A 21,544-nucleotide genomic window follows, 5' to 3' on the forward strand; every position below is an offset into this window, starting at 1 on the left:
GTGCTGACATGACCGGGCCTGCATTCGACGATGGTGAATTGGCGGGTCGCGTGGCGCGGTCCTGTGCGCTTCTGAAAGCGGAGGGGCTGGACGGGCTGCTGATCTCGGTGCCCGAGAGCATCTACTGGCTGACCGGCCTTGATCATTGGGGATTCTTTGCCGCGCATGTTCTGGTGCTGAACGCGGATGGCGAGATGGCGCTGGTCTGCCGCGCGATGGAGGGGATCACGGTCGCCAACCAGGTGCGGAACGCGCGGTTCTATGGTCATGCGGATCACGAGGAGCTGTCGGATCACGTGCTGCGGGCGATGGCCGATCTGGGCCTCAAGGGCGGACGCGTCGGGATCGAGAAGCGCAGCCTGTTCCTGACGCCGCGCCATGCGGAACGGATTATGCAGGGGGAGGCGGACTGGAGCGAGGGCTCGGGCCTGATCGACGATCTGCGGCTGGTGAAATCGCCGGTCGAGATGGCCTATACCCGCAAGGCGGCGCGGGCGGCGGACCTTGGCACGTTGGCCGCGATCGAAGCGGTACGCGATGGGGCCAGCGATTACGAGGTGGCCGCCGAGTATCATCGCGCGGCGATCCTGGCGGAGAGTGAATATCCCGGGTTTGGGCCGTTCTTTCGCCCCACGTCACGGCTGGGGGAGGAGCACACGACATGGCGCGGCGATGTGTTTCGCACCGGCGACGCGGTCTTCATGGAAACCTGCGGCGCCTATCGCAAATACCAGGCGCCGATGGGGCGGTTGGTCTATGTCGGCGCGGCGCCGGAGGGCGTGGAGCGGTCTGTCGAGTTGGCCGTTGATGGCATGAAGGCGATCTGTGCCGCGCTGAAACCCGGTGCTGCGGCGGGCGACGCCTATGCCGCGTGGCGCGAGGTGGCGGCGGGTGCAGGGCTGGCCGACTATAACCGGCATCACTGCGGCTACCTGGTGGGGATCGGCTTCCCGCCCAGTTGGACGGGCGGGTCGATGGTGACCAGCCTCTTTCCCGGCTCGGAGCGCAAGCTGGAGGTCGGCATGGTCTTTCACGCCCATTCCTGGTTCACCAACACGGATGTGGTGGACTACTTCATTTCCAACACGGTGATGCTGACAGAGACTGGCGCAGAGGTTCTGACCGACCAGACGCCGGAGACTTTGATCGTGAAGGGCTAGGCCGGGGTTGCCCCCGGCCCATGCTATGCGCGTCAGGCCGCGCGGTTGCGGCGGCGCTGGCGGCGGGGTTTTTGCGCCGAAGAAGGCGCCTGACCTTGGCCGCCCCCCTGGGCGGGCTTGCCGCCACGACGACGGTTGGACCCGTTGCCGCGTTTCTTGGGGGCGCGACCGGGTTCGAAAGCGGGCGCTGTGCCGCTGGCCACCGGGACGGTGATCTTCATCACCTTCTCGATGTCACGAAGCAGGCCCGCTTCTTCGGGGGCGCAGAGCGAGATGGCCTCGCCTTCGCGGCCCGCCCGCGCGGTGCGGCCGATGCGGTGGACGTAGTTGTCGGCCACTTCGGGAAGGTCGTAGTTGACCACGTAGGCGACGCCCGGAATGTCGATGCCGCGTGCGGCCACATCCGTGGCGACGAGAATGTTGGTGGTACCGTCACGGAAGGCTTTGAGCGCGCGGTCGCGCTGTCCCTGGCTTTTGTTGCCGTGGATCGAGGCGGCGTTGAAGCCGTCGGAGACCAGCCCTTTCATCAGCCGTTCCGCGCCGTGCTTGGTGCGGGAAAAGACGAGGGTCAGGGCGTGCGGATCGTCGGCCAGAAGTTCACGCAGCTTGGCGGACTTGTCGTTCTTGGCAACGTGATGCACCGACTGGGTGATCTTGTCGGCGGCCTTGCCGGGGGGCGAGACCTGAACCCGGCGGGGGTTGGTCAGGTAGGCGGCGGAGATCTCTTCCATCTGCTTGGGCATAGTGGCCGAGAACAGCATGGTCTGGCGCGGGCTGCCCAGATGCGGCGCGATTTTGCGCAGAGCGTGGATGAAGCCCATGTCGAGCATCTGGTCGGCCTCGTCCAGCACGAGGTGACGCGCGGTCGAAAGGTCCAGCGCGCGGCGCTCCATCAGGTCGATCAGGCGGCCCGGCGTGGCGACGAGGATGTCGGTGCCGCGCGACAGAAGGCTGATCTGCTTGCCGATGGACTGCCCGCCGACAACGGTGACGACGCGCAGCTTGGTGCCTTTGGTCAGGCCGCGCAGCGACTCGGCGATCTGGTTCACCAGTTCGCGCGTCGGGGCGAGGATGAGGGCCTTGACCATCTTGGGGTCCGGCTTGCCCGGTGCATCGAGCAGGTTCTGGATGAGCGGCAGGCCGAAGGCCAGCGTCTTGCCCGTGCCGGTTTGGGCGAGGCCCATGACATCATGGCCTTCGAGGGCGAGGGGAATGGCCTTGTTCTGGATGGGCGTCGGTTCGGTCAGGCCGGCGGTCTTGAGAGCGGTGTTGAGTTCGGGCGCGAGGCCCAGCATGTCGAAATCGTACAAGTCGTATCCTTTGCGGGCCACGCGGTGGAATGCCGGTGACCAAGAGACATGGCCCGCACGGGATGCGCGGGCGCAAGGGTTGCGCGGACACTTTAAGAAGGAGCGGGCGGATCCCGGACCATCTGGCGCCGCATCAGAAACCCTGCGTGATGGGGGAACTGGAAATATCAGGCTGGTTGCTGGTTCGGGCGGGTGGCCCGGCTCACGCGCAATCGCAGCGATGGGAGCGACATGGCGTGTGGCGGTGTAAGTGTCAAGGGATACAACGGTTTTTAAAGTGTTTTGCATTTGATCTGATACATCAGCGAAATGCGAAACGCGCTCCTCGAATGAACGTCACGCCGCGTCTCGCGAGAAGCTGTGATCCGGTTTCTTCACGGAACGCTGGAGACAGGACGGCGAGAGGTGATGCACGACCGTCGCGGCGGCTGGGCATGCGACCCGGTGTCTTGCCGTCCGCCGAAGGGTATCGCCAAAACCGGGGCTGCAGATGGAACGCCGTATGGTCAGAAAACGTTTTTCTACAGGAGGCGCAATGACAGACACCTCAAACTTTGAAAAACTTCGCACGCCTGACGGCGGTTGGGTCGGTCCGGAGGAGCTTCACCAAGTGCTGGCCGAGGAAGGATATTCCGTCGGCACGCGTAAGCAGTATCTGAAGACGTTGCTGACCCGGCTGTCGAAAGCCGAATGCAAGACATCGAAGGCCCGTGAGACGCAGCAGGCGCTGATGCAGGAGGTGCGTGACATCCTGTCCCAAGAACAAGGGAAAAAGGGGCAAAACCCGATTTCAGACGACGTATAACGTTCTGGAACGATACTTTCTTGGCGCCGGACTTTGATGATCGATTACGCCAATCAAAAAGGCGCCATGGGTGCCCGGGCGCCTTTCCTTACAGATATGCATCGCGGTCAGCTCTTGGCCGGCTCGTTCGCGGGGGCGGGCGTCGGCGAGGAAGACTGCTGGGCCGGGGCGGATTGTTTCTTGCCGCCGGCATTGAGCGGGTCGTCCTGGCGTTGCACCGAGCCTTCGAAATGAGCGCCGGATTCGATGGCGATGGTCTTGTGGATGATGTCGCCTTCGACGCGGGCGGTCGAGGTCAGGCGCACTTTCAGACCACGCACGCGGCCGACGATGCGGCCATTGATCACGACGTCATCGGCGATGATTTCGCCCTTGATCGTGGCGCTTTCGCCGATGGTCAGCAGGTGGGCGCGAATGTCGCCCTCGACAGTGCCTTCCACTTGCACGTCGCCGGTGGTCTTGAGGTTGCCGGTGACGTGAAGATCGGGCGACAGGACCGAGGCGGGGGGTTTGGCCTTGGGGGCCGCGGCCTTGAACTCGCCACTGCTGGGTTTCTCGGCGGTGTCCTTGCGCGGCTCGGCCGGCGCGGCGGGTTTGGCCGCAGAATCTGGCTTCGGCGCGGGGTCGTTGATTTTGCTCTTAGAAAACATCTCTTGCAGCCTTGATGTAGATCATGGGGTTGACGGCCTTGCCGCCGACACGGACCTCGTAGTGTAGATGGGTGCCGGTGGAACGTCCAGTGCTCCCCATATCACCAATTCGATCCCCGCGCGAGACCCTTTGGCCCTTCTTGACGTGCAACTTGGACATGTGGGCGTAGCGCGTCTCGATTCCGAACTCGTGCTGGATCTTCACAAGGCGGCCATACCCCGACTGCCAGCCGGCGTGAACAACCACGCCATCGGCGGTCGAGAAGATCGGCGTACCATGCGGCGCGGCGAAATCGGTGCCGGAATGCATCCGGCCCCAGCGCATGCCGAAGCCTGACGTGAAGCGGAAGGACGACTTTACCGGCATCGCGAAAGGCGCCTTCTGGGCGGCGATGCGGTACAGGTTCAGCTTGTCCATGCCCTGAAGGATGCCGTTGGCGCGGCGGGTGTCAGCCGAAGGGTCTTCGCCCCGGGTCGAGAAGTTGAGCGGCATCAGCGGCCCGCCCTGGCCGGAATAGCCCGAGCGCACGGTATCCAGGAGCCGGTCGGGGTTCATGCCGGCGGCGGTGAACATCTTGTCCAGCGGCTCGACCGAGATCGTCATCGCCTCTTCCAGTTGGCGGAAGATCTGGTCGTTCTGATCCTGCATCAGCTGGATCTGGGTGGCCATCTCGTCGGCTCGCAACAGCGCATCCTGCGCGTCGGCGGTGATTTGGTCACGCTCTTGCGCGGTGGCGGCAAGCTGGGACGACAGGAACTCTACCATCGGGTCCTCGCCCGCGCTGCCCGACTGGCCGGGCAGGGGCATGTCGCCGGAATTGTCGATTGCTTCGGCAAGCTGCGCGGCCTCGTTGCGGGCGCTGTCGCGGTCTTTCATGGTGCGGCGCAGGGTCGACTGGATTACCTCGATCCCGGTCTCCAGCTCGCGCCGGCGGGTTTCGGAGGTTAGGAGTTCGGTCTGCATTACCGAGATCTGTTCCAGCGCCGAGTTGAAGCGGTTCTGGGCCGCCAGCGCCTCTTCGGCGCGCATATCGCGTTCGTCTTCCAGCGCGTTCAGCCGGGCCTCGTAGGTGCGCTGGTCGCGCTTGGCCTGCTCGCGGAAATTGCCCGATCCGATCGAGTCCATCACCAAAACGGCGGTGGCGATGATCGCCCAAGCCACGATGGCCGAGGCGCCGGTGAAGGCGATGAGTTGCGTCGCGGGCCGAAGCCGGATGAAGCGGGTGTCTGTGTCGGACCGCAGGAAAACGCGGCGTTCCGGGAAGTGTTTTTCCAGGATGTGGTTCAGCTTGATCAAAAATCGTCTGCGCAAGATTGAGTCCGTCCCTTTCAACCTCTCCCAATGTCGATGCTCAAACCTGTGCCGCGTTCTGAGGTGCGACAGTGTCCATTCTAGGCCGGATGGTCCGGTGGCATCGTCCGGGGTTGGGTACACAGGCCTTCACTATTGGGCAAGGATTTTGACCACCTATCGCGGGCTGGGCGGCGATTTGACCCGGAATTGGCAGAAAATTGCCGATTCTTAAGGGCTTGATGGCACGAATGCGCTTTCAAGCCCCGGTTCTGCGGTCTGCCAAGGGCCAGTAAAAGTCGGGGGGAAGGCCCGCCTCGGCGCGTTTTTCCTCGTTGAAGGGCGGTTTCAGGCCCCCGTGGAAATAGCGGCTGACGAGGTCGTGGAAGGCGTCTTTGGGGTCCATCTCGTGCCGCCCGCAGAGGAAGTGAAACCACTTGGAGCCATAGGCGACATGGCCGACCTCCTCGGCATAAATGACCTTGAGCGCCTCGACCGTCCGGTCCTCGCCGGCGGTCTCGAACAGGTCGATCATGCCCGGCGTTACGTCTAGGCCGCGCGCTTCGAGCACCATGGGCACGACGGCGAGGCGGCCCATGAAATCCTCTGCCGTCTCCTCGGCGGCGCGCCACATGCCGGCATGGGCGTCCAGTGCGCCGTAATGACTGCCTTTTGCCTCGAGGCAGTCGCATACCAGGTTAAAATGCTTGGATTCCTCGTCAGCCGATTTCACCCAGTCGTCGTAGAAACCGATCGGCATCTTCGTATCGGTGAAGCGCGCGATGATGTCCCAGTGCAGGTCGACGGCATTGAGTTCGATATGGGCCACCGCGTGCAGGATCGCCAGCCGGCCATGCGCAGTGCCCGGGCGACGACGCGGCACGTCGCGCGGGTCCAGAAGGCGGGGCAGGTCGGGGCGCGAGGGGCGCAGAGGCGGGGCCGCGTGACCTACGGGTATGGCGCGCCCTGCGGCGCGGGCCGCGAACCAGGTTTCGGCATGGCGCCGCGACAGGGCGGTCTTTGCGCGCCCGTCGGCGGTGGTCAGCACCTCGACGGCCATTTCGGCGAGGCTTTGATCGGTCAAAGCGCGCGCACCGCGTCCAGCACCTCCTCGGCGTGGCCGTCGACCTTCACCTTGGGCCAGATCCGGGCGATCATGCCGTCCTGATCGATCAGCACGGTCGTGCGCTCGATCCCCATGAAGGTCTTGCCGTACATCTTTTTTTCCTTCCAGACGCCGTATTCCTCGCACACATGCGTATCAGCGTCAGACAGAAGGGGAATGCCCAGCTCATGCTTGTCGCGGAACTTGTCGTGCTTGGCCACGGTGTCCTTGGATATCCCGAAGATCTTGGCGCCGACCGCGTCGAAGTCCTCGACAAGGCCGGTGAAGGCGATGGCCTCCTTGGTGCAGCCGGGCGTGTCGTCCTTGGGGTAGAAATACAGGACCACCGGCGCCGGGCGCTGATCGGACAGGGTGACAAGGTCGCCGCCGTCGCGCGGCAGGGCGAAATCGGGGGCCGGTTGACCGGTCTCAAGCATGCGGGTTTCTCCGTTGAGTAAAAAGTGAGTTCCAAATTAACGCGCGAGCGGCAAGAATAAAGGCGTGGGAGCAGGAAAAGCGCGGTCAACGCGCGGCAACGGGAAAATGAGCGACACAACGCAGAAGAAACCACGTAGCAAACGCCTCAAGCGGTTCGGGCTCTGGAGTGCCGGACTGGTTCTTGTGCTGTGCCTTGGCCTGAGCGTTGCCGTCATGGCGATGATCGGCACGCGGGTGTCGGCGCCGGAATGGGTGCGCGAGCGTGTAACGCGCGAGGTCAATGCCGCGGTCGACGGTGTCTCGCTGCATTTCGGTGACATGGCCGTGATCGTCGAGGAAGGCTGGGTGCCGCGGCTGTCGCTGCGCGATGTCATGATCAGGGACGAGACCGGCCTGCCCATCGCCAGCCTTTCGGACATACAGGGCACGGTGGACATGGCGGCGCTCTTGCAAGGCGCGCTTCAACCAAGCGCGATCCGCCTCTCGGGGGCGCAGTTGAGTTTCCGGCGCACCGATACGGGCGAGGTCGGCGTGACGCTGGGCGATGCCGAGGCCAACGCACGCGAGCCGGTTACGGTGGCCGCGCTGGCCGAACGGTTGGACGACATCCTTAACCGCCCGGCTTTTCGCAGCCTGTCGCAAATCGAGGCCACGAACGTCTCGCTGCGATACGAGGACGAACGGACCGAGCGGGCCTGGACCGCCGATGGTGGGCGGTTGCAGATCTCGCGTGAGGGGGACGAGTTTCGCCTGCGCGCGGATTTCGCCCTGATCGGCGCACGCGATTTCGCCACCACGCTGGCGCTCAACTACACCGGGCGGCTGGGCACGGCGGCGTCCGAGGTCGGCCTGAGCTTCGAGGACATGCCGGCCCGCGACGTGGCGGGGCAATCGCCCGCACTGGCCTGGCTCGACGCGATCGACGCGCCGATTTCGGGGGCCTTGCGGGCCTCGGTGGACGCGGAGGGCCAGCTTGGACCGTTGAATGCGACGCTTCAGATCGGCAAGGGCGCGGTCAGGCCCAATGACGCGACAGAACCGATCGCATTCAACTCGGTGCGCAGCTATTTCACCTATGACCCGTCCGAACACAGCATCAGCTTTAACGAGCTGTCGATCGACAGCAAATGGGTCAAGACCAGCGCCACGGGTCATGCCTATCTCGTGGGCATGGAAAACGGCTGGCCCAGAGAGATCCTGTTGCAGGTCGGTCTATCCGAGGTGGAGGCCAACCCGATGGACCTTTACGCCGAGGCGGTCACGCTTCAGGGCGCGCGTATGGATATGCGCCTGCAACTGGACCCCTTCGTGCTGAGCCTGGGGCAGCTGAGCCTGTCGGACCAGAACGAGGTGCTGCGGCTTACCGGCGAAGCGCGGGCCGCGCCAGAAGGCTGGGACGTGACGCTGGACGGGCACATGGCGCAGATCGCCCCCGACCGGCTGATGCAGCTTTGGCCGCAACGGCTGGAGGTCAAGACTCGCGACTGGATCACGAAGAACATTCGCAGCGCGGATTTGCAGAACATCCAGCTGGCGCTGCGCAGCCTGCCAAAACGCCGCCCTGATTTCTTTCTGGGCTTCGACTTCGAGAAGTTCAGCACGCAGTTCATCAAGAATTTCCCGGTGATCGAGGACGCGCACGGGCACGCATCGCTGATGGACAACCGTTTCGTGGTCTCGGCGCTGGGGGGATATGTGACCGCGCCACAGGGCGGCCGCGTCGATATCACCGGCACCAGTTTCGACATCCCCGACGTGGCGGTGAAACGGACGCCCGCGCAGGTCAATCTGCGCACGCGGAGCACGATCACTGCCGCCTTGTCGCTGTTGGACGAACCGCCGCTGGAGTTCCTGACCAAGGCGGGGCGCGAGGTGACGCTGGCTGACGGGATGGCAGAGTTGCAGGGTGTTCTCGACCTGCGCCTGCTGGACAAGCTGACGGTGCAGGACGTGGAATTCGACATCGCCGGTACGCTGCGCGATGTGCGCAGCGAGGTGCTGGTGCCCGGACGGGTGCTGTCCGCGTCGGCACTGGAGGTGGCGATTGTCGACGACATGCTGAGTGTCGCGGGCGCGGGGCGCATCGGGCAGGTGCCGTTTGACGGGCAGTTCGAGACCGATATCAGCCCGGGCGCGACCACCAGCACCGTGCGCGGCTGGATCGAACTGTCGGAGCGGTTCGCCGATGAGTTCGGCATCGGCCTGCCACCGGGCAGCGTGACGGGCACGGGCCGGGCCGATATGGAGATCGACTTCGAGAAAGGCGCACCTGGGGTGTTTCGTCTCAGTTCGTCTCTGGCGGGCGTCGGGTTGCGGGTGCCGCAACTGGACTGGGCCCTGTCGCAGCGCGGCACCGGACGGCTGGAGGCATCGGGGCGGCTGGGGGAGCCGCCCTCGATCGACCGGCTGGAGATTTCGGCCGCGGGGCTGAACGCCCGAGGCGCTGTCACCTTGCGCGACAGCGGACAGCTTGACCGGGCCTCGTTTTCGCAGGTGCAGGTCGGCAATTGGTTGAGCGCGCCGGTGGACCTGGTAGGGCGCGGGGCGGGCGTGACCCCGGCCGTGCGCGTGCTGGGCGGATCGGTGGATTTGCGCCAGACCTCGCTGGGCGGCGATGGCGGCGGCGCGGAGCAGCGGGCGCGGCGCGGCGGGCCGGTGTCGTTGCGCCTTGACAGCCTGCAAATCTCGGACGGGATCGCGCTGACGGATTTCCGTGCTGAACTGGACATGTCGCGCGGGGCGGATGGCAGTTTCACGGGCCGGGTCAACGGCGCGACGCCGATCACCGGGCGGGTCATCCCGCAAGGAGGGCGCAGCGCCTTCCGCATCCAGTCCGAGGATGCAGCAGGGGTGCTGGTGTCGGCCGGCCTGATCAAGGGGGCGCGCAACGGCAAGCTGGACGTGACGCTGGTGCCGGGCAAGGGGCCGGGTATCTACGAAGGCAAGTTGACGGCCAAGGGCGCGATGCGCCTCAAGGACGCGCCCTCGATGGCGGCACTGCTGAACGCGCTGACGGTGGTCGGCCTGCTGGAGCAGTTGGGCGGCGAGGGCATTCATTTCGAGTCGCTGGAGGCGCGGTTCCAGCTTTCGCCCGAGCGCGTAACGCTCTATTCCAGCAGCGCGGTGGGTGCCGCAATGGGCATCACGATGGACGGGTATTATTACTTGGAAAGCGGGCAGATGGACATGCAGGGCGTGATTTCGCCGGTCTACGTGGTGAATGCCGTGGGCGGGCTCTTTACCCGGCGGGGCGAAGGGCTGTTCGGCTTCAACTATACGCTGAAAGGGCCGGCGCGCAGCCCGCGAGTCAGCGTCAACCCGCTGTCGGCCTTTACGCCGGGAATGTTCCGAGAATTGTTCCGCCGGCAAGCGCCGGAATTGCCGCAGTCGACGCGGCCTGCGCAGACTGGTCAGCAGGGAACGGACCGGCCGCAATCGCAGGCGCCGCAGAGCAATTCGCGCGTGCGCGATTTCAACAACCGTGAAGCTGGCAGATGAAGCTGTCGGATTTCGATTTCGACCTGCCCGAGGCGCTGATCGCGACCCGGCCCGCAAGGCCGAGGCCGTCGGCGCGGCTGCTGGTGGCGCAAGGGGACACGATCACCGATGCGCGGGTTTACGATCTTGGGCAGTTCCTGCGCCCCGGCGACCGGCTGATCCTGAACAACACCAAGGTGATTCCGGCCCGGCTGTCGGGGGTGCGGCGGCGCGACAGTGCCCAGGGTGAGACTGAGGCACGGATCGAGGTGACGCTGCTGGACGCCACGCCCGAGGGCGACTGGCGGGCAATGATCAAGCCGCTGAAGAAGCTGCGGACCGGCGAAGTTGTGCGGTTTGGCGCGGGGCTGGAGGCGACGCTGCTGGACAGGGAGGATGGTCAGGGCGTGCTGCGCTTCAACCTGTCCGGCGACGATTTCGATGCGGCGCTGAACGCGGCGGGTGCGATGCCGTTGCCGCCCTACATTGCCAGCAAACGCGCCGCCGATGCACGGGACCGGGACGATTATCAGACCGTTTTCGCCAAGGAGACCGGAGCGGTGGCGGCGCCCACTGCCAGCTTACATTTCGACGACGCTCTGCTAGCGGAGCTTGCGGCGCAGGGCGTGGATTTTACCGAGGTCACCTTGCATGTCGGTGCGGGCACCTTCCTTCCCGTGAAGGTCGAGGACGTGACGACCCACCGGATGCACGCCGAGTGGGGCGAGGTCAGCGAGGCCGCCGCCGCCGAGATCGCCGCGACCAAAGCGGCAGGCGGGCGGGTCATTCCCGTCGGCACCACCGCACTGCGCCTGATCGAGAGCGCCGCGCGCGATGGCACGATCACGCCGTGGCGGGGCGAGACGGATATCTTCATCTATCCCGGTTTCGAGTTTCAGGTCACCGATGCGCTGATGACGAATTTTCACCTGCCCAAAAGCACGCTCATGATGCTTGTCAGTGCCCTGATGGGGCCGGACCGGATTAAGGATATCTACACGTACGCGATCCAGAATGAGTATCGATTCTTCTCCTACGGGGATTCGTCTCTGCTGGTGCCGCAGGACGAAAGGAGAATGGAATGAAACTCAACAAGGTGCCGGGATTCGTCAGCCGCGTCATGTGGGTGGGGCTGATTACCAGCGCGGCGCTGTTGATCCTGAACTACGTGATCGCGGGGCTTGTCTGTGCATCCATCGTCTTTGCCGCCAACCTTGCCCTCAAGCGCGAGCCGGTCAAGCTGTGGGTGTTTCGCGTGCTTACAGGCATGTCGAACGAAGAGCTGGAACGCGCGACACTGGCCGACGTTCAGGCCGGAAAATCCACCTCAGACCGGGACGCGCGCGACCCCGACGACCCGCCCGCCCACTGAAAACCCGGCCGGGACGCGCCACGGCGCGGCGTTTCGCGCGGTGGCGACGTCGGCCGGCGCGGGCGCTGTTGAAACCTCCGAAAAACACTGGCAAGGCCTGCATCTGCGACGGATCGAGTCGCGATTGAGGCAGACCTGTTGTGTAACGCCCCGCTAGACGGGCACAAAGTTATTGGAGCATCCGCATGTTTTCCGTTCTTTCCAGCGCCTGGGCCCTGCTTCTGGGCATGATGCTCTTGCAGGTCGGCAACGGCATGCAAGGCACGCTTCTGGGTGTGCGCGGCCAGATGGAAGGCTTTTCCACGCTGGAAATGTCGCTGGTGATGTCGGGCTATTTCCTAGGGTTCCTGTTCGGGTCGCGCAAGGCGCCGGACATGATCCGGCGGGTGGGGCATGTGCGGGTCTTCGCGGCGCTGGCCTCGATGATTTCGGCGGTGATGATCCTTTACCCGGCCTTCGCCAACCCCTGGGCCTGGGGCGCGGGGCGAATTGTGATCGGCTTCTGCTTTTCCGGGGTGTACGTGACGGCGGAAAGCTGGCTGAACAACGCTGCCACGAACGACAATCGCGGCAAGGCGCTGTCGCTTTACATGATTGTGCAGATGGTGGGTATCGTCAGTGCGCAGGCGCTGATGCTGACGGCAGACCCGGGCGGCTTCGTGCTGTTCATCATCCCGTCGGTCCTGATTTCGCTGTCATTCGCACCCATTCTGCTGTCGATCAGCCCGACGCCGGCCTTCGACACGACCAAGCCCATGACGTTGCGCGAGATCATGCAGATCTCGCCCCTGGGCTGTGTCGGCATGTTCCTTCTGGGCGGGGTCTTTGCGGCGCAGTTCGGCATGGCGGCGGTCTACGGCGCCGAAGCCGGGCTGAGCGTGGGCCAGATCTCGACCTTCGTCGCGACGTTCTATGTGGGCGCGGTGCTGGTGCAATACCCGCTGGGCTGGTTGTCGGACCGGATGGACCGGCGGTTGCTGATCCTGATCGCGGCGGCCATTGCGGCGCTTGGGGCGGTGATCGGCATGGCGCTGGGCAGCGTGTTCTGGCTCTTGCTGGTGGCGGCCTTCCTGGTGGGCGGCATGTCGAACCCGCTCTATTCGCTGCTCATTGCCTATACCAACGACTTTCTCGGCTCCGACGACATGGCGGCTGCGGCAGGGGGCATGGTGTTCATCAACGGGCTGGGCGCCGTCTTTGGGCCGATCATCACCGGGTGGATCATGGGGGTCATCGGGCCGAGCGGGTATTTCCTGCACATCGCGACCCTGTGCACGATGATGGCGGCCTATGCCGCATACCGCATGACGCAGCGGGCGGCACCTTCGGCGGACGACACCGAAAGCTACACCGCCGTCATGCCGAGCGCATCCCCTATGGCGGTGACCTATGCGCAGGAAGTTGCCATGGAGGCGGCGGAGGAAAACGCAGAGGATGGACAGGCCGCGTGAGACTGCTCATATGCGCGGCAGAAGCAGGCGAATGTCACGAAAGATTGCCGTTGTTGCAATTCTTTACTGTCCCTGGGGCCGGGGATGTCGTTAACCTGTTACATATGCGTGCTGCCCACCACGGGAGGATAGGATGACAGCGGCCGAAGATATATTGAGTTTTTGGCTCGACGAGGTCGGGCCAAAGGGCTGGTACGAGGCATCCGACAAACTGGACAAGAGCGTGCGGGACAGGTTTCTGGATGCCTATCACCGCGCCTGCGACGGCACCAACGGGCTGTGGCTGACCTATCCCAACGGGACGCTGGCCTATATCATTCTTATGGACCAGTTTCCGCGCAACATGTTCCGCGATGACGCGCAAGCCTTTGCGACCGACAAGTTCGGTCTGGCCGCGGCCAAGGCGGCGATCAACAAGGGCTGGGACACGCGTATCGACGAACCCGCGCGGCAGTTCTTCTACCTGCCGCTTATGCATTCGGAAAACCTGTGCGATCAGGATCGCTGCGTGCGGTTGATTTGCGAGCGGATGCCCGAGGGCGGCGAAGACAACCTGTTGCACGCCCGTGCGCATCGCGAAGTGATCCGCAGCTTCGGCCGTTTCCCGCACCGCAACGAGGCACTAGGCCGCGCGAGTTCGGACGCCGAAAAGGCGTTCATGAAGAAGGGCGGTTACGGCAGCGTGGTGCGTGAGTTGCAGGACGCCGACGCCGCCGCCTGACGCATCTCGTTCAGACACCTTGGAAAACATGGACAAACCGCGCTTGCCCGTGGCATCTTGTTGCGGGCAGGCTCTGCCGCGTTGTGGTGGGCTGCAAGATAGTTTAATATCAAACTATATTTTGAAACCGACCGGAAAACGGAGCATCGCATGGCCGCGCAATCCTATGACATGATCGTAATCGGGGCAGGGCCGGGCGGCTACGTAGCCGCAATCCGCGGCGCGCAGCTGGGCCTGAAGGTGGCCGTGGTCGAACGCGAGCATCTGGGCGGGATCTGCCTGAACTGGGGCTGCATTCCGACCAAGGCGATGCTGCGCTCGTCCGAGGTGTTTCACCTGATGCACCGGGCCAAGGAATTTGGCCTGAAAGCCGAAAAGATCGATTACGACCTCGATGCGGTGGTCAAGCGGTCGCGCGACGTGGCCAAGCAGCTGACATCCGGTGTCGGCCACCTGATGAAGAAGAACAAGATCACCACGATCATGGGCGAGGCCAAGCTAACGGCCAAGGACAAGGTGTCGGTCAAGACCGAGAAAGGCAGCGAGGAGCTGACGGCCAAGACGATCGTTCTGGCCACCGGCGCGCGGGCGCGGGAGCTGCCCGGGCTGGAGGCCGATGGCGACCTAGTGTGGACCTACAAGCACGCGCTGAAGCCGCCCCGGATGCCCAAGAAACTGCTGGTCATCGGCTCGGGCGCGATCGGGATCGAGTTCGCCAGTTTCTACAATACGCTGGGCGCCGAGACGACCGTGGTCGAGGTGATGGACCGCATCCTGCCGGTCGAGGATGCCGAGATCGCGAAATTTGCGAAGAAAGCTTTCGAAAAGCAGGGCATGAAGATCGTGGAGAAATCCACGGTCAAGCAGCTGGACCGCGCCAAGGGCGAGGTGACCGCCCATGTCGAGACAGGCGGCAAGACCGAGAAGCTGGAGTTCGACACAGTGATTTCCGCCGTGGGGATCGTCGGCAACACCGAGAATCTTGGGCTTGAAGATCTGGGCATCAAGGTGGACCGGAGCCATGTGGTGGTGGACGAATACTGCCGCACCGGCGTTGAGGGGGTCTATGCCATCGGCGATCTGGCCGGCGCGCCCTGGCTGGCGCACAAGGCGAGCCACGAGGGCGTGATGGTGGCCGAGCTGGCCGCGGGCGGGCACCCGCACCCCGTGCGCCCCGACAGCATTGCCGGCTGCACCTATTGTCATCCGCAGGTGGCCAGCGTCGGCCTGACCGAGGCCAAGGCCAAGGAGGCGGGATACGACGTCAAGATCGGCAACTTCCCCTTCATCGGCAATGGCAAGGCCATCGCATTGGGCGAGGCCGAGGGTATGATCAAGACGGTGTTCGACGCCAAGACCGGCGAGCTTCTGGGCGCGCACATGGTCGGCGCGGAAGTGACCGAGCTGATCCAGGGCTATGTCGTGGGCCGGCAGTTGGAGACCACGGAAGAAGACCTGATGCACACGGTCTTCCCGCACCCGACGCTCAGCGAGATGATGCATGAAAGCGTGCTGGACGCGTACGGTCGGGCGGTGCACTACTGAAATGCTTCGCCTGTGACCCGAGGCGTCGGCCAAGGGCGACACGCGCGCAGCGAGTGAATGTTGCACGGCGTTTCACGAAAGGCTGTTGTCCAGGTTGGACGCGAAACGCTTCATGGTGCAGGTCCGCGCGGCCTCTGCGCGCGGGATTTGAGTATTTATGCCAAGAAAAAGCCGGGACTGGTCAGACCGGCAGGGGCGCGATCATGTCCGTCTGCGGGGCGACGTGACCCGCCGGGTTGGCCGGGGCATCGGGGTCGCCCGACAGCGCCGGGAAGCCGTCCTGTGACAGGACCTGACCGCCGAAGATCGCGCGGACATAGATGCTGTCCGGGTCCACCTCGGACGGGGTGACGCCGGTCAGCAGGATGTAGCGCGCGTCGGGGTCGAGGTCGTCGGAGCCAGCGAGTGTGACGTCGGACGTATCCGGCAGCGTGATGCGCAGTTCGGTCGCGGCGCCGTCTGCATCCGAGCGGTCGATCAGGTCTACATTCAGGGCAACAACATCGGCGGGCAGCGTGCCTTGGGTCACAGGTTCGACGCCCACATCGACGATCAGCCTGTCCTCGACGCTGTCGAAATCGGAAATCTCGAACCGGCTGGAGGAACTGTAACTGCCATCCTCGGAAATGGAGTTTCTGGCATCTGCAAAGATCGTATCGGCGCCTTCGCCCGGGTCGACTTCGGTTCTGGCGGCAAAGCCGCGCGCATCGATGAAATCGTCGCCATCGCCGCCGATATAGGTTTCCCGGATCGGGCCGCCGGGGTCGAATGCGGCGTCGGGGTCGCTGGCCGTGAAGACGTCATCGCCGGCACCGCCGTCATAAATCAGGACGTCGTCGCTATCGAGCGGGCTTGCGCTGGTATGTATCGTGTCGTCGCCTTCGCCGCCGTAAAAATTGCTGAAGACGCCGTTCAGCACGTCATTGCCGGCGTCGCCGTGGACATTGCTGGCATAGCCGTGCAGCGCGTCGTCGCCATCCCCGCCCGAGATCGTGAAATTGGCCGAAGTGAACGGCTCGTCGCGCGCATCCTCGACCGCATCGGCGCCATAGCCAAAGATCGTGTCGTTGCCCGCCTCGCCAAAGGCATTGCCCTGGGCCGAGGTGATGACATCGTCGCCGTCGCCGCCATATAAGTTGTTGTTCTTTGGTGCCAGCGATGGGTCGATCAGGCCGGGGCCGGGGACCGGCCGCTCTTCGACCGGGTCATAGCCGCCATCGGCGATCTCGCCCAACAGGCGCGCATCCCAGTTGGACAGACTGTCGTCGCCGTCGCCGCCATATCCGTCCCCATCGGTGACGAGGATGGTGTCATTGCCGTCCTCGCCGTAGAGGTCGCCGCCATCCTCGTAGGTGACGTTCAGCACACTGGCCCCGGCGCCGACCGTGCGTTCGGTGCCGTCTGAATTGATCGTGCCGTCGATCAGAAGGTCGTTGCCGTTGCCGCCGTAAATGACGTCGCCATCGCCGGCTCCGCCTCGCAGGGTGTCGTTGCCGTCCAGGCCCGAAATCGTGTCGTCCCCCGCCAGCCCGTTGAAATCGTCATCGCCGTCGGTGCCGGTCAGGATATCGTTCAGCAGGGTGCCATTGTTGTCCGGAGTTGGCTCTTCGTCATCGGGCGCGGTGTCGTCATCGCTGGACCCGACGGCATCGAACATGAAGGCGGCGGTGCCTGCGGCGGCGAGCAGAAGAAGAACGGAAAGCAAAACTCGTAAACCTCGTATTGAATTGTAGGGCTGCCTCACTCTACTCAAAATTGTGGCGCCGAACAGGTCGGAACTCGGGTCACTTTGTGTCGCAGTCGTAGACATTCGGTTTCTAGCTGGAAAACCAAACGCGGTCGATGTCTTTTCAATTCGCAGATGTTCTGAAACTATCGGCCTGCCGAGCAGGGAAAACGAATTCGATGGCCAGCCTCAACCGCATCGTGATGTACCGCAGTTCCCGCGCCTGGTTCGGGGAACTGGACCTTCGGTCGATGGAGGCCGCCGAGGTGTCGGGCAAGCACGGCCGGCGTTATGAGTTCAAGAGTTACGAACGCTTCCGCTTTCCGGCCCATGACATTTGCGCCGGCCCCTATACCGACGAGGTCGGGAACGTGCGGCAGTTCGATATCGTGCTGGCCAACCAGGTCTGGGAGCATCTGGACCGGCCCTATGCCGCGACGCGCAACGTGTTGGAGATGCTGCGGCCCGGCGGGTATTTCTGGGTCGCGGTGCCGTTCTTCATCCCCTATCACGGCGACCCGGTGGATTGTTCACGCTGGACAGCGCGGGGGCTGAAGAACCTGTTGATCGAGGCCGGGTTCGAGGACAACAAGATCCGGTCCGAGCAATGGGGCAACCGGCTGGCCGGACTGCGGAACCTGGGCGAGAACTGGCCGCCGGAATATGACCCGGAGCGCGACAATCTGGACAATGATCCGGCCTTTCCGATCTGTTCGTGGGCGCTGGCGCAAAAATAAACTGTGGATAAAGCAGGCGCTGCTCACAGCGGCTGACCCGTGTTCGCGCTATGTTCCGTTTTTCCCCTTGGAAGAATTGGCGGCGTAAACTATCTGTCAACGGGTGAGACACCGGGGGCAGTATGGCCGAGCTGAAGAACATCGAAGTACGGGGCGCGCGGGAGCATAACCTCAAGAACATCGACGTGGATATTCCGCGCAACGAGCTTGTGGTGATCACCGGCCTGTCGGGGTCGGGCAAGTCGAGCCTGGCGTTCGACACGATCTATGCAGAAGGGCAGCGGCGCTATGTCGAAAGCCTGTCGGCCTATGCGCGGCAGTTCCTCGACATGATGGAAAAGCCGGACGTGGACCATATCAGCGGTCTGTCCCCGGCGATTTCGATTGAACAGAAGACGACGTCCAAGAATCCGCGCTCGACCGTCGGCACTGTGACCGAGATTTACGACTACCTGCGGCTGCTCTTTGCGCGGGTCGGCACGCCCTATTCGCCGGCAACCGGCAAGCCCATCGAGGCGCAGCAGGTGCAGGACATGGTCGACCGCGTGCTGGCGATGGAGGAGGGCACGCGCGCCTTTCTGCTGGCGCCGATCGTGCGGGACCGCAAGGGCGAGTATCGCAAGGAGTTTTTGGAGCTGCGCAAGCAGGGATTTCAGCGGGTGAAGGTGGATGGTACCTTTTACGACCTCGACGAGCCGCCGACGCTGGACAAGAAGTTTCGCCATGACATCGACGTGGTGGTCGATCGGATCGTGGTAAAGGACGGCATCGGAACGCGGTTGGCGGACAGTTTCCGCACCGCTCTGGACTTGGCCGACGGGATCGCGATTTTCGAGACGGCACCCAAGGAGGGCGAGCCGGAGCGGACGACGTTCAGCGAGAATTTTGCCTGTCCGGAAAGCGGCTTCACCATCCCCGAGATCGAGCCGCGGCTGTTTTCGTTCAATGCGCCCTTCGGGGCCTGCCCGGATTGCGACGGGCTGGGCATGGAGCTGTTCTTTGACGAGCAACTGGTAGTGCCCGACGCCGCGCTGAAGCTTTATGACGGGGCGCTGGCGCCGTGGCGCAAGGGCAAGTCGCCCTATTTCCTGCAGACCATCGAGGCCATCGCGCGGCATTATGAGTTTGACGCGAACACGCCGTGGCGCGACCTGCCAGCACATGTGAAGCAGGTGTTCCTGCACGGCTCGGGCGATGAGGAAATCCAGTTCCGCTATGACGAGGGCGGGAGGGTGTACCAGGTCAGCCGTGTCTTCGAGGGTGTGATCCCCAACATGGAGCGGCGCTATCGCGAGACCGACAGTAGCTGGATTCGCGAAGAGTTCGAACGCTACCAGAACAACCGGCCCTGTGGCACCTGCGGCGGCTATCGCCTGCGCGAAGAGGCTTTGGCGGTCAAGATCGGTAAGCCCGACGACCTGCGCCATATCGGGCAGGTGGTACAGATGTCGATCCGCGAGGCGTTCGACTGGTGCGAGACGGTGCCGGAGGCGTTGACCGCGCAGAAGAACGAGATCGCGCGGGCGATCCTGAAGGAGATTCGCGAGCGGCTGGGGTTCCTGAACAATGTCGGCCTCGAATATCTGACGCTGAGCCGCAATGCCGGGACCCTCTCGGGCGGGGAAAGCCAGCGTATCAGGCTTGCGAGCCAGATTGGCAGCGGCCTGACCGGCGTGCTTTACGTGCTGGATGAGCCCTCGATTGGCCTGCACCAGCGGGACAACGGGCGGCTGTTGCAGACACTTCAGAACCTGCGCGACCAGGGCAACACCGTGATCGTCGTGGAGCATGACGAAGAGGCCATTCGCACGGCCGACTACGTCTTCGATATCGGCCCCGGCGCGGGCGTGCATGGCGGCGACGTGGTCAGCCACGGCAAGCCCGAGGCGGTTGCCGCCGACAAGAATTCCATCACCGGGCAGTATCTTTCCGGCGTGCGAGAGATCGCCGTTCCGGCCGAGCGGCGTCCGGGCAATGGCAAGCAGGTCAAGATCGTCAAGGCGACGGGCAACAACCTGAAGGGCGTGGATGCCGACTTTCCGCTGGGAAAGTTCGTTTGCGTCACTGGAGTGTCCGGTGGGGGCAAGTCCACCCTGACAATCGAGACGTTGTTCAAAACTGCCTCCATGCGTTTGAACGGGGCGCGGCAGACGCCCGCGCCGTGCGAAACGATCAAGGGGCTGGAGCATCTGGACAAGGTCATCGACATCGATCAGCGGCCCATCGGACGCACGCCGCGCTCGAACCCCGCGACCTATACCGGGGCCTTTACGCCGATCCGCGACTGGTTTGCCGGTCTGCCCGAGGCCAAGGCGCGCGGCTACAAGCCGGGGCGGTTTTCCTTCAACGTGAAGGGCGGGCGCTGCGAGGCGTGCCAGGGCGACGGGGTGATCAAGATCGAGATGCACTTCCTGCCCGACGTCTACGTGACCTGCGAAACCTGCAATGGTGCGCGCTATAACCGCGAGACGCTGGAAATTCAGTGGAAAGGCAAGAGCATAGCGGACGTTCTTGATATGACGGTCGAGGACGCGCAGGAGTTCTTCAAGGCGGTCCCGTCGATCCGCGAGAAGATGGATGCGCTGATGCGCGTGGGCCTTGGCTATATCAAGGTGGGCCAGCAGGCGACGACGCTGTCAGGCGGCGAGGCGCAGCGCGTGAAGCTGTCGAAGGAGCTGGCAAAACGGTCCACGGGCCGGACGCTTTATATCCTCGACGAGCCGACCACGGGCTTGCATTTCGAGGACGTGAAGAAACTCTTGGAAGTGCTTCATGAACTTGTGGAAAGTGGCAACACGGTCGTGGTGATCGAGCACAATCTGGACGTGGTAAAAACCGCCGACTGGATCGTGGATATCGGCCCCGAGGGCGGCGATGGCGGCGGCGAGATCGTCGCAGCAGGCACGCCCGAGGATGTGGCCGAGGTCGAGCGCAGCCATACCGGGCGTTATCTCAAGGACATGCTGGCCGCCCGCAAGGTCGCCGCAGAATGAGGCGCTTGGCCGCTGTCCTGTTGGGGCTGATCCTGCCCTGCGGGGCATGGGCGCAGGCCGGGCCGGATTGCGGGTTTGCAGAAGAACCGTGTTTCTGCGGTGGGCTTTTTGCCGTGCTGGAGGTTGGCGACGGCGATGCCGCGTTCGAGGCTGATTTGCGCCAACACGCCACACGGATGAAAGCGCAGGTGCAGGCGTTTCACGGAGAAACCGCCGGCGATGCGCTGTTTCAGGGTTGGGTGGAAGCGTGGCGCAACCTGCCGGATGGAACTGATGGGCAGGTTCTGCTGGCCGAAGGGCTGGCGCGGTGCGAAGGCCATGTCACCGGCGTGACGGGCCGACCGAGCGTGTCGGTCAGCCCATAAAACAAAGTTTTATGAGCGGCTTGAGGGGCAGTTTTAATTCAGAACGCGTGCTGCCGCGCCGATGAGATCAAGCACTTCCCGGGTATCTCTGTCCACGCGCAACACCTGGTTGCCGACGCGGTAATACGTGCCATAGGGGTCCAGCCCGTAGCGGCCCGGATCGCGGATGACGATATAGCCACCGCGGATCACGTCCCCCCGGCGATAAGCGTCATAGTCATCGCGGTCCTGATCATAACCGGAGTGCTTCTTGGCCTTGCCCGGCGGCACGCAAGGCACGGCTTTTTTCGCAAGGCCCGACGGGCAGTTGGACTTGGCTGCGACGGGACCGGCCAAAGACACGGCGACGACGGATGCGGTCAGGATGGGTTTCCACATGGGCGTACTCCTTTTGCTTT

The 21,544-nt window shown here is 63.8% G+C and carries 18 protein-coding genes; 11 read left to right on the top strand and 7 right to left on the bottom strand.

Annotated features, from left to right (window positions below; translation table 11 throughout):
* Window positions 1–8 precede the first annotated feature (8 nt).
* The gene (locus FIU86_RS07750; protein ID WP_152474552.1) at window positions 9–1,160 is read left to right on the top strand and encodes a Xaa-Pro peptidase family protein; all 1,152 of its coding nucleotides are present in this window, start codon (window positions 9–11) and stop codon (window positions 1,158–1,160) included.
* A 32-nt stretch (window positions 1,161–1,192) separates the two neighbouring features.
* Here FIU86_RS07750 and FIU86_RS07755 read toward each other — a convergent pair whose 3' ends face one another.
* A complete protein-coding gene (locus tag FIU86_RS07755; protein ID WP_152474553.1) occupies window positions 1,193–2,470 on the bottom strand; it encodes a DEAD/DEAH box helicase in 1,278 nt (425 codons plus the stop codon).
* 535 nt (window positions 2,471–3,005) lie between these two features.
* Between FIU86_RS07755 and FIU86_RS07760 the strand changes: the two genes are divergently transcribed.
* Window positions 3,006–3,275 carry a hypothetical protein gene (locus tag FIU86_RS07760; protein WP_152474554.1) on the top strand — a complete coding sequence of 90 codons (270 nt, stop codon included), beginning with the start codon at window positions 3,006–3,008 and terminating at the stop codon, window positions 3,273–3,275.
* A 107-nt stretch (window positions 3,276–3,382) separates the two neighbouring features.
* On the opposite strand, the gene FIU86_RS07765 is transcribed toward FIU86_RS07760, so the two are convergent.
* The 4 genes from FIU86_RS07765 to bcp all read right to left on the bottom strand — a co-directional run bounded on the left by FIU86_RS07765 (window position 3,383) and on the right by bcp (window position 6,758).
* The gene (locus FIU86_RS07765) at window positions 3,383–3,925 is read right to left on the bottom strand and encodes a polymer-forming cytoskeletal protein (protein ID WP_152474555.1); all 543 of its coding nucleotides are present in this window, start codon (window positions 3,923–3,925) and stop codon (window positions 3,383–3,385) included.
* Complete coding sequence (locus FIU86_RS07770) at window positions 3,915–5,237, bottom strand: M23 family metallopeptidase (RefSeq protein ID WP_172977463.1); 1,323 nt, start codon at window positions 5,235–5,237, stop codon at window positions 3,915–3,917. Before FIU86_RS07770 ends, FIU86_RS07765 begins: the two co-directional genes overlap by 11 nt.
* Window positions 5,238–5,475: 238 nt before the next feature.
* Window positions 5,476–6,276: a ferritin-like domain-containing protein gene (locus tag FIU86_RS07775; RefSeq protein ID WP_152477030.1), complete on the bottom strand. Its 801-nt coding sequence runs from the start codon at window positions 6,274–6,276 to the stop codon at window positions 5,476–5,478.
* A 20-nt stretch (window positions 6,277–6,296) separates the two neighbouring features.
* Window positions 6,297–6,758: a thioredoxin-dependent thiol peroxidase gene (bcp, locus tag FIU86_RS07780; protein WP_152474556.1), complete on the bottom strand. Its 462-nt coding sequence runs from the start codon at window positions 6,756–6,758 to the stop codon at window positions 6,297–6,299.
* 106 nt (window positions 6,759–6,864) lie between these two features.
* Here bcp and FIU86_RS07785 point away from each other — a divergent pair, with 106 nt between their 5' ends.
* The 6 genes from FIU86_RS07785 to lpdA all read left to right on the top strand — a co-directional run bounded on the left by FIU86_RS07785 (window position 6,865) and on the right by lpdA (window position 15,325).
* Window positions 6,865–10,257, top strand: coding sequence for an AsmA-like C-terminal region-containing protein (locus FIU86_RS07785; protein ID WP_152474557.1), 3,393 nt, complete (start codon window positions 6,865–6,867; stop codon window positions 10,255–10,257).
* Window positions 10,254–11,321: a tRNA preQ1(34) S-adenosylmethionine ribosyltransferase-isomerase QueA gene (gene queA, locus FIU86_RS07790; protein ID WP_152474558.1), complete on the top strand. Its 1,068-nt coding sequence runs from the start codon at window positions 10,254–10,256 to the stop codon at window positions 11,319–11,321. Before FIU86_RS07785 ends, queA begins: the two co-directional genes overlap by 4 nt.
* Window positions 11,318–11,608 (top strand): hypothetical protein, encoded by a 291-nt coding sequence (locus FIU86_RS07795; protein ID WP_152474559.1) that lies wholly within the window; start codon window positions 11,318–11,320, stop codon window positions 11,606–11,608. Before queA ends, FIU86_RS07795 begins: the two co-directional genes overlap by 4 nt.
* A gap of 185 nt (window positions 11,609–11,793) precedes the next feature.
* Window positions 11,794–13,059 carry an MFS transporter gene (locus FIU86_RS07800; protein WP_152474560.1) on the top strand — a complete coding sequence of 422 codons (1,266 nt, stop codon included), beginning with the start codon at window positions 11,794–11,796 and terminating at the stop codon, window positions 13,057–13,059.
* A 133-nt stretch (window positions 13,060–13,192) separates the two neighbouring features.
* On the top strand, window positions 13,193–13,780 hold the full coding sequence (locus tag FIU86_RS07805; protein ID WP_152474561.1) for a DUF924 family protein: 588 nt from the start codon (window positions 13,193–13,195) through the stop codon (window positions 13,778–13,780).
* 150 nt (window positions 13,781–13,930) lie between these two features.
* Entirely contained in the window at window positions 13,931–15,325 is a 1,395-nt protein-coding gene (lpdA, locus tag FIU86_RS07810) for a dihydrolipoyl dehydrogenase (RefSeq protein WP_152474562.1), read from the top strand.
* A gap of 181 nt (window positions 15,326–15,506) precedes the next feature.
* On the opposite strand, the gene FIU86_RS07815 is transcribed toward lpdA, so the two are convergent.
* Window positions 15,507–17,030 carry a calcium-binding protein gene (locus FIU86_RS07815; RefSeq protein WP_172977464.1) on the bottom strand — a complete coding sequence of 508 codons (1,524 nt, stop codon included), beginning with the start codon at window positions 17,028–17,030 and terminating at the stop codon, window positions 15,507–15,509.
* 200 nt (window positions 17,031–17,230) lie between these two features.
* Here FIU86_RS07815 and FIU86_RS07820 point away from each other — a divergent pair, with 200 nt between their 5' ends.
* From FIU86_RS07820 to FIU86_RS07830, 3 genes are all read left to right on the top strand, one after another.
* Complete coding sequence (locus FIU86_RS07820) at window positions 17,231–17,788, top strand: bifunctional 2-polyprenyl-6-hydroxyphenol methylase/3-demethylubiquinol 3-O-methyltransferase UbiG (RefSeq protein ID WP_152474564.1); 558 nt, start codon at window positions 17,231–17,233, stop codon at window positions 17,786–17,788.
* 122 nt (window positions 17,789–17,910) lie between these two features.
* Complete coding sequence (uvrA, locus tag FIU86_RS07825; protein WP_152474565.1) at window positions 17,911–20,781, top strand: excinuclease ABC subunit UvrA; 2,871 nt, start codon at window positions 17,911–17,913, stop codon at window positions 20,779–20,781.
* On the top strand, window positions 20,778–21,146 hold the full coding sequence (locus tag FIU86_RS07830) for a hypothetical protein (RefSeq protein WP_152474566.1): 369 nt from the start codon (window positions 20,778–20,780) through the stop codon (window positions 21,144–21,146). Before uvrA ends, FIU86_RS07830 begins: the two co-directional genes overlap by 4 nt.
* Before the next feature lie 33 nt (window positions 21,147–21,179).
* On the opposite strand, the gene FIU86_RS07835 is transcribed toward FIU86_RS07830, so the two are convergent.
* Window positions 21,180–21,524: an excinuclease ABC subunit A gene (locus FIU86_RS07835; protein WP_172977465.1), complete on the bottom strand. Its 345-nt coding sequence runs from the start codon at window positions 21,522–21,524 to the stop codon at window positions 21,180–21,182.
* Between the last annotated feature and the right edge of the window lie 20 nt (window positions 21,525–21,544).

The organism is Roseovarius sp. THAF9, assembly GCF_009363715.1.
Lineage (GTDB): Bacteria > Pseudomonadota > Alphaproteobacteria > Rhodobacterales > Rhodobacteraceae > Roseovarius.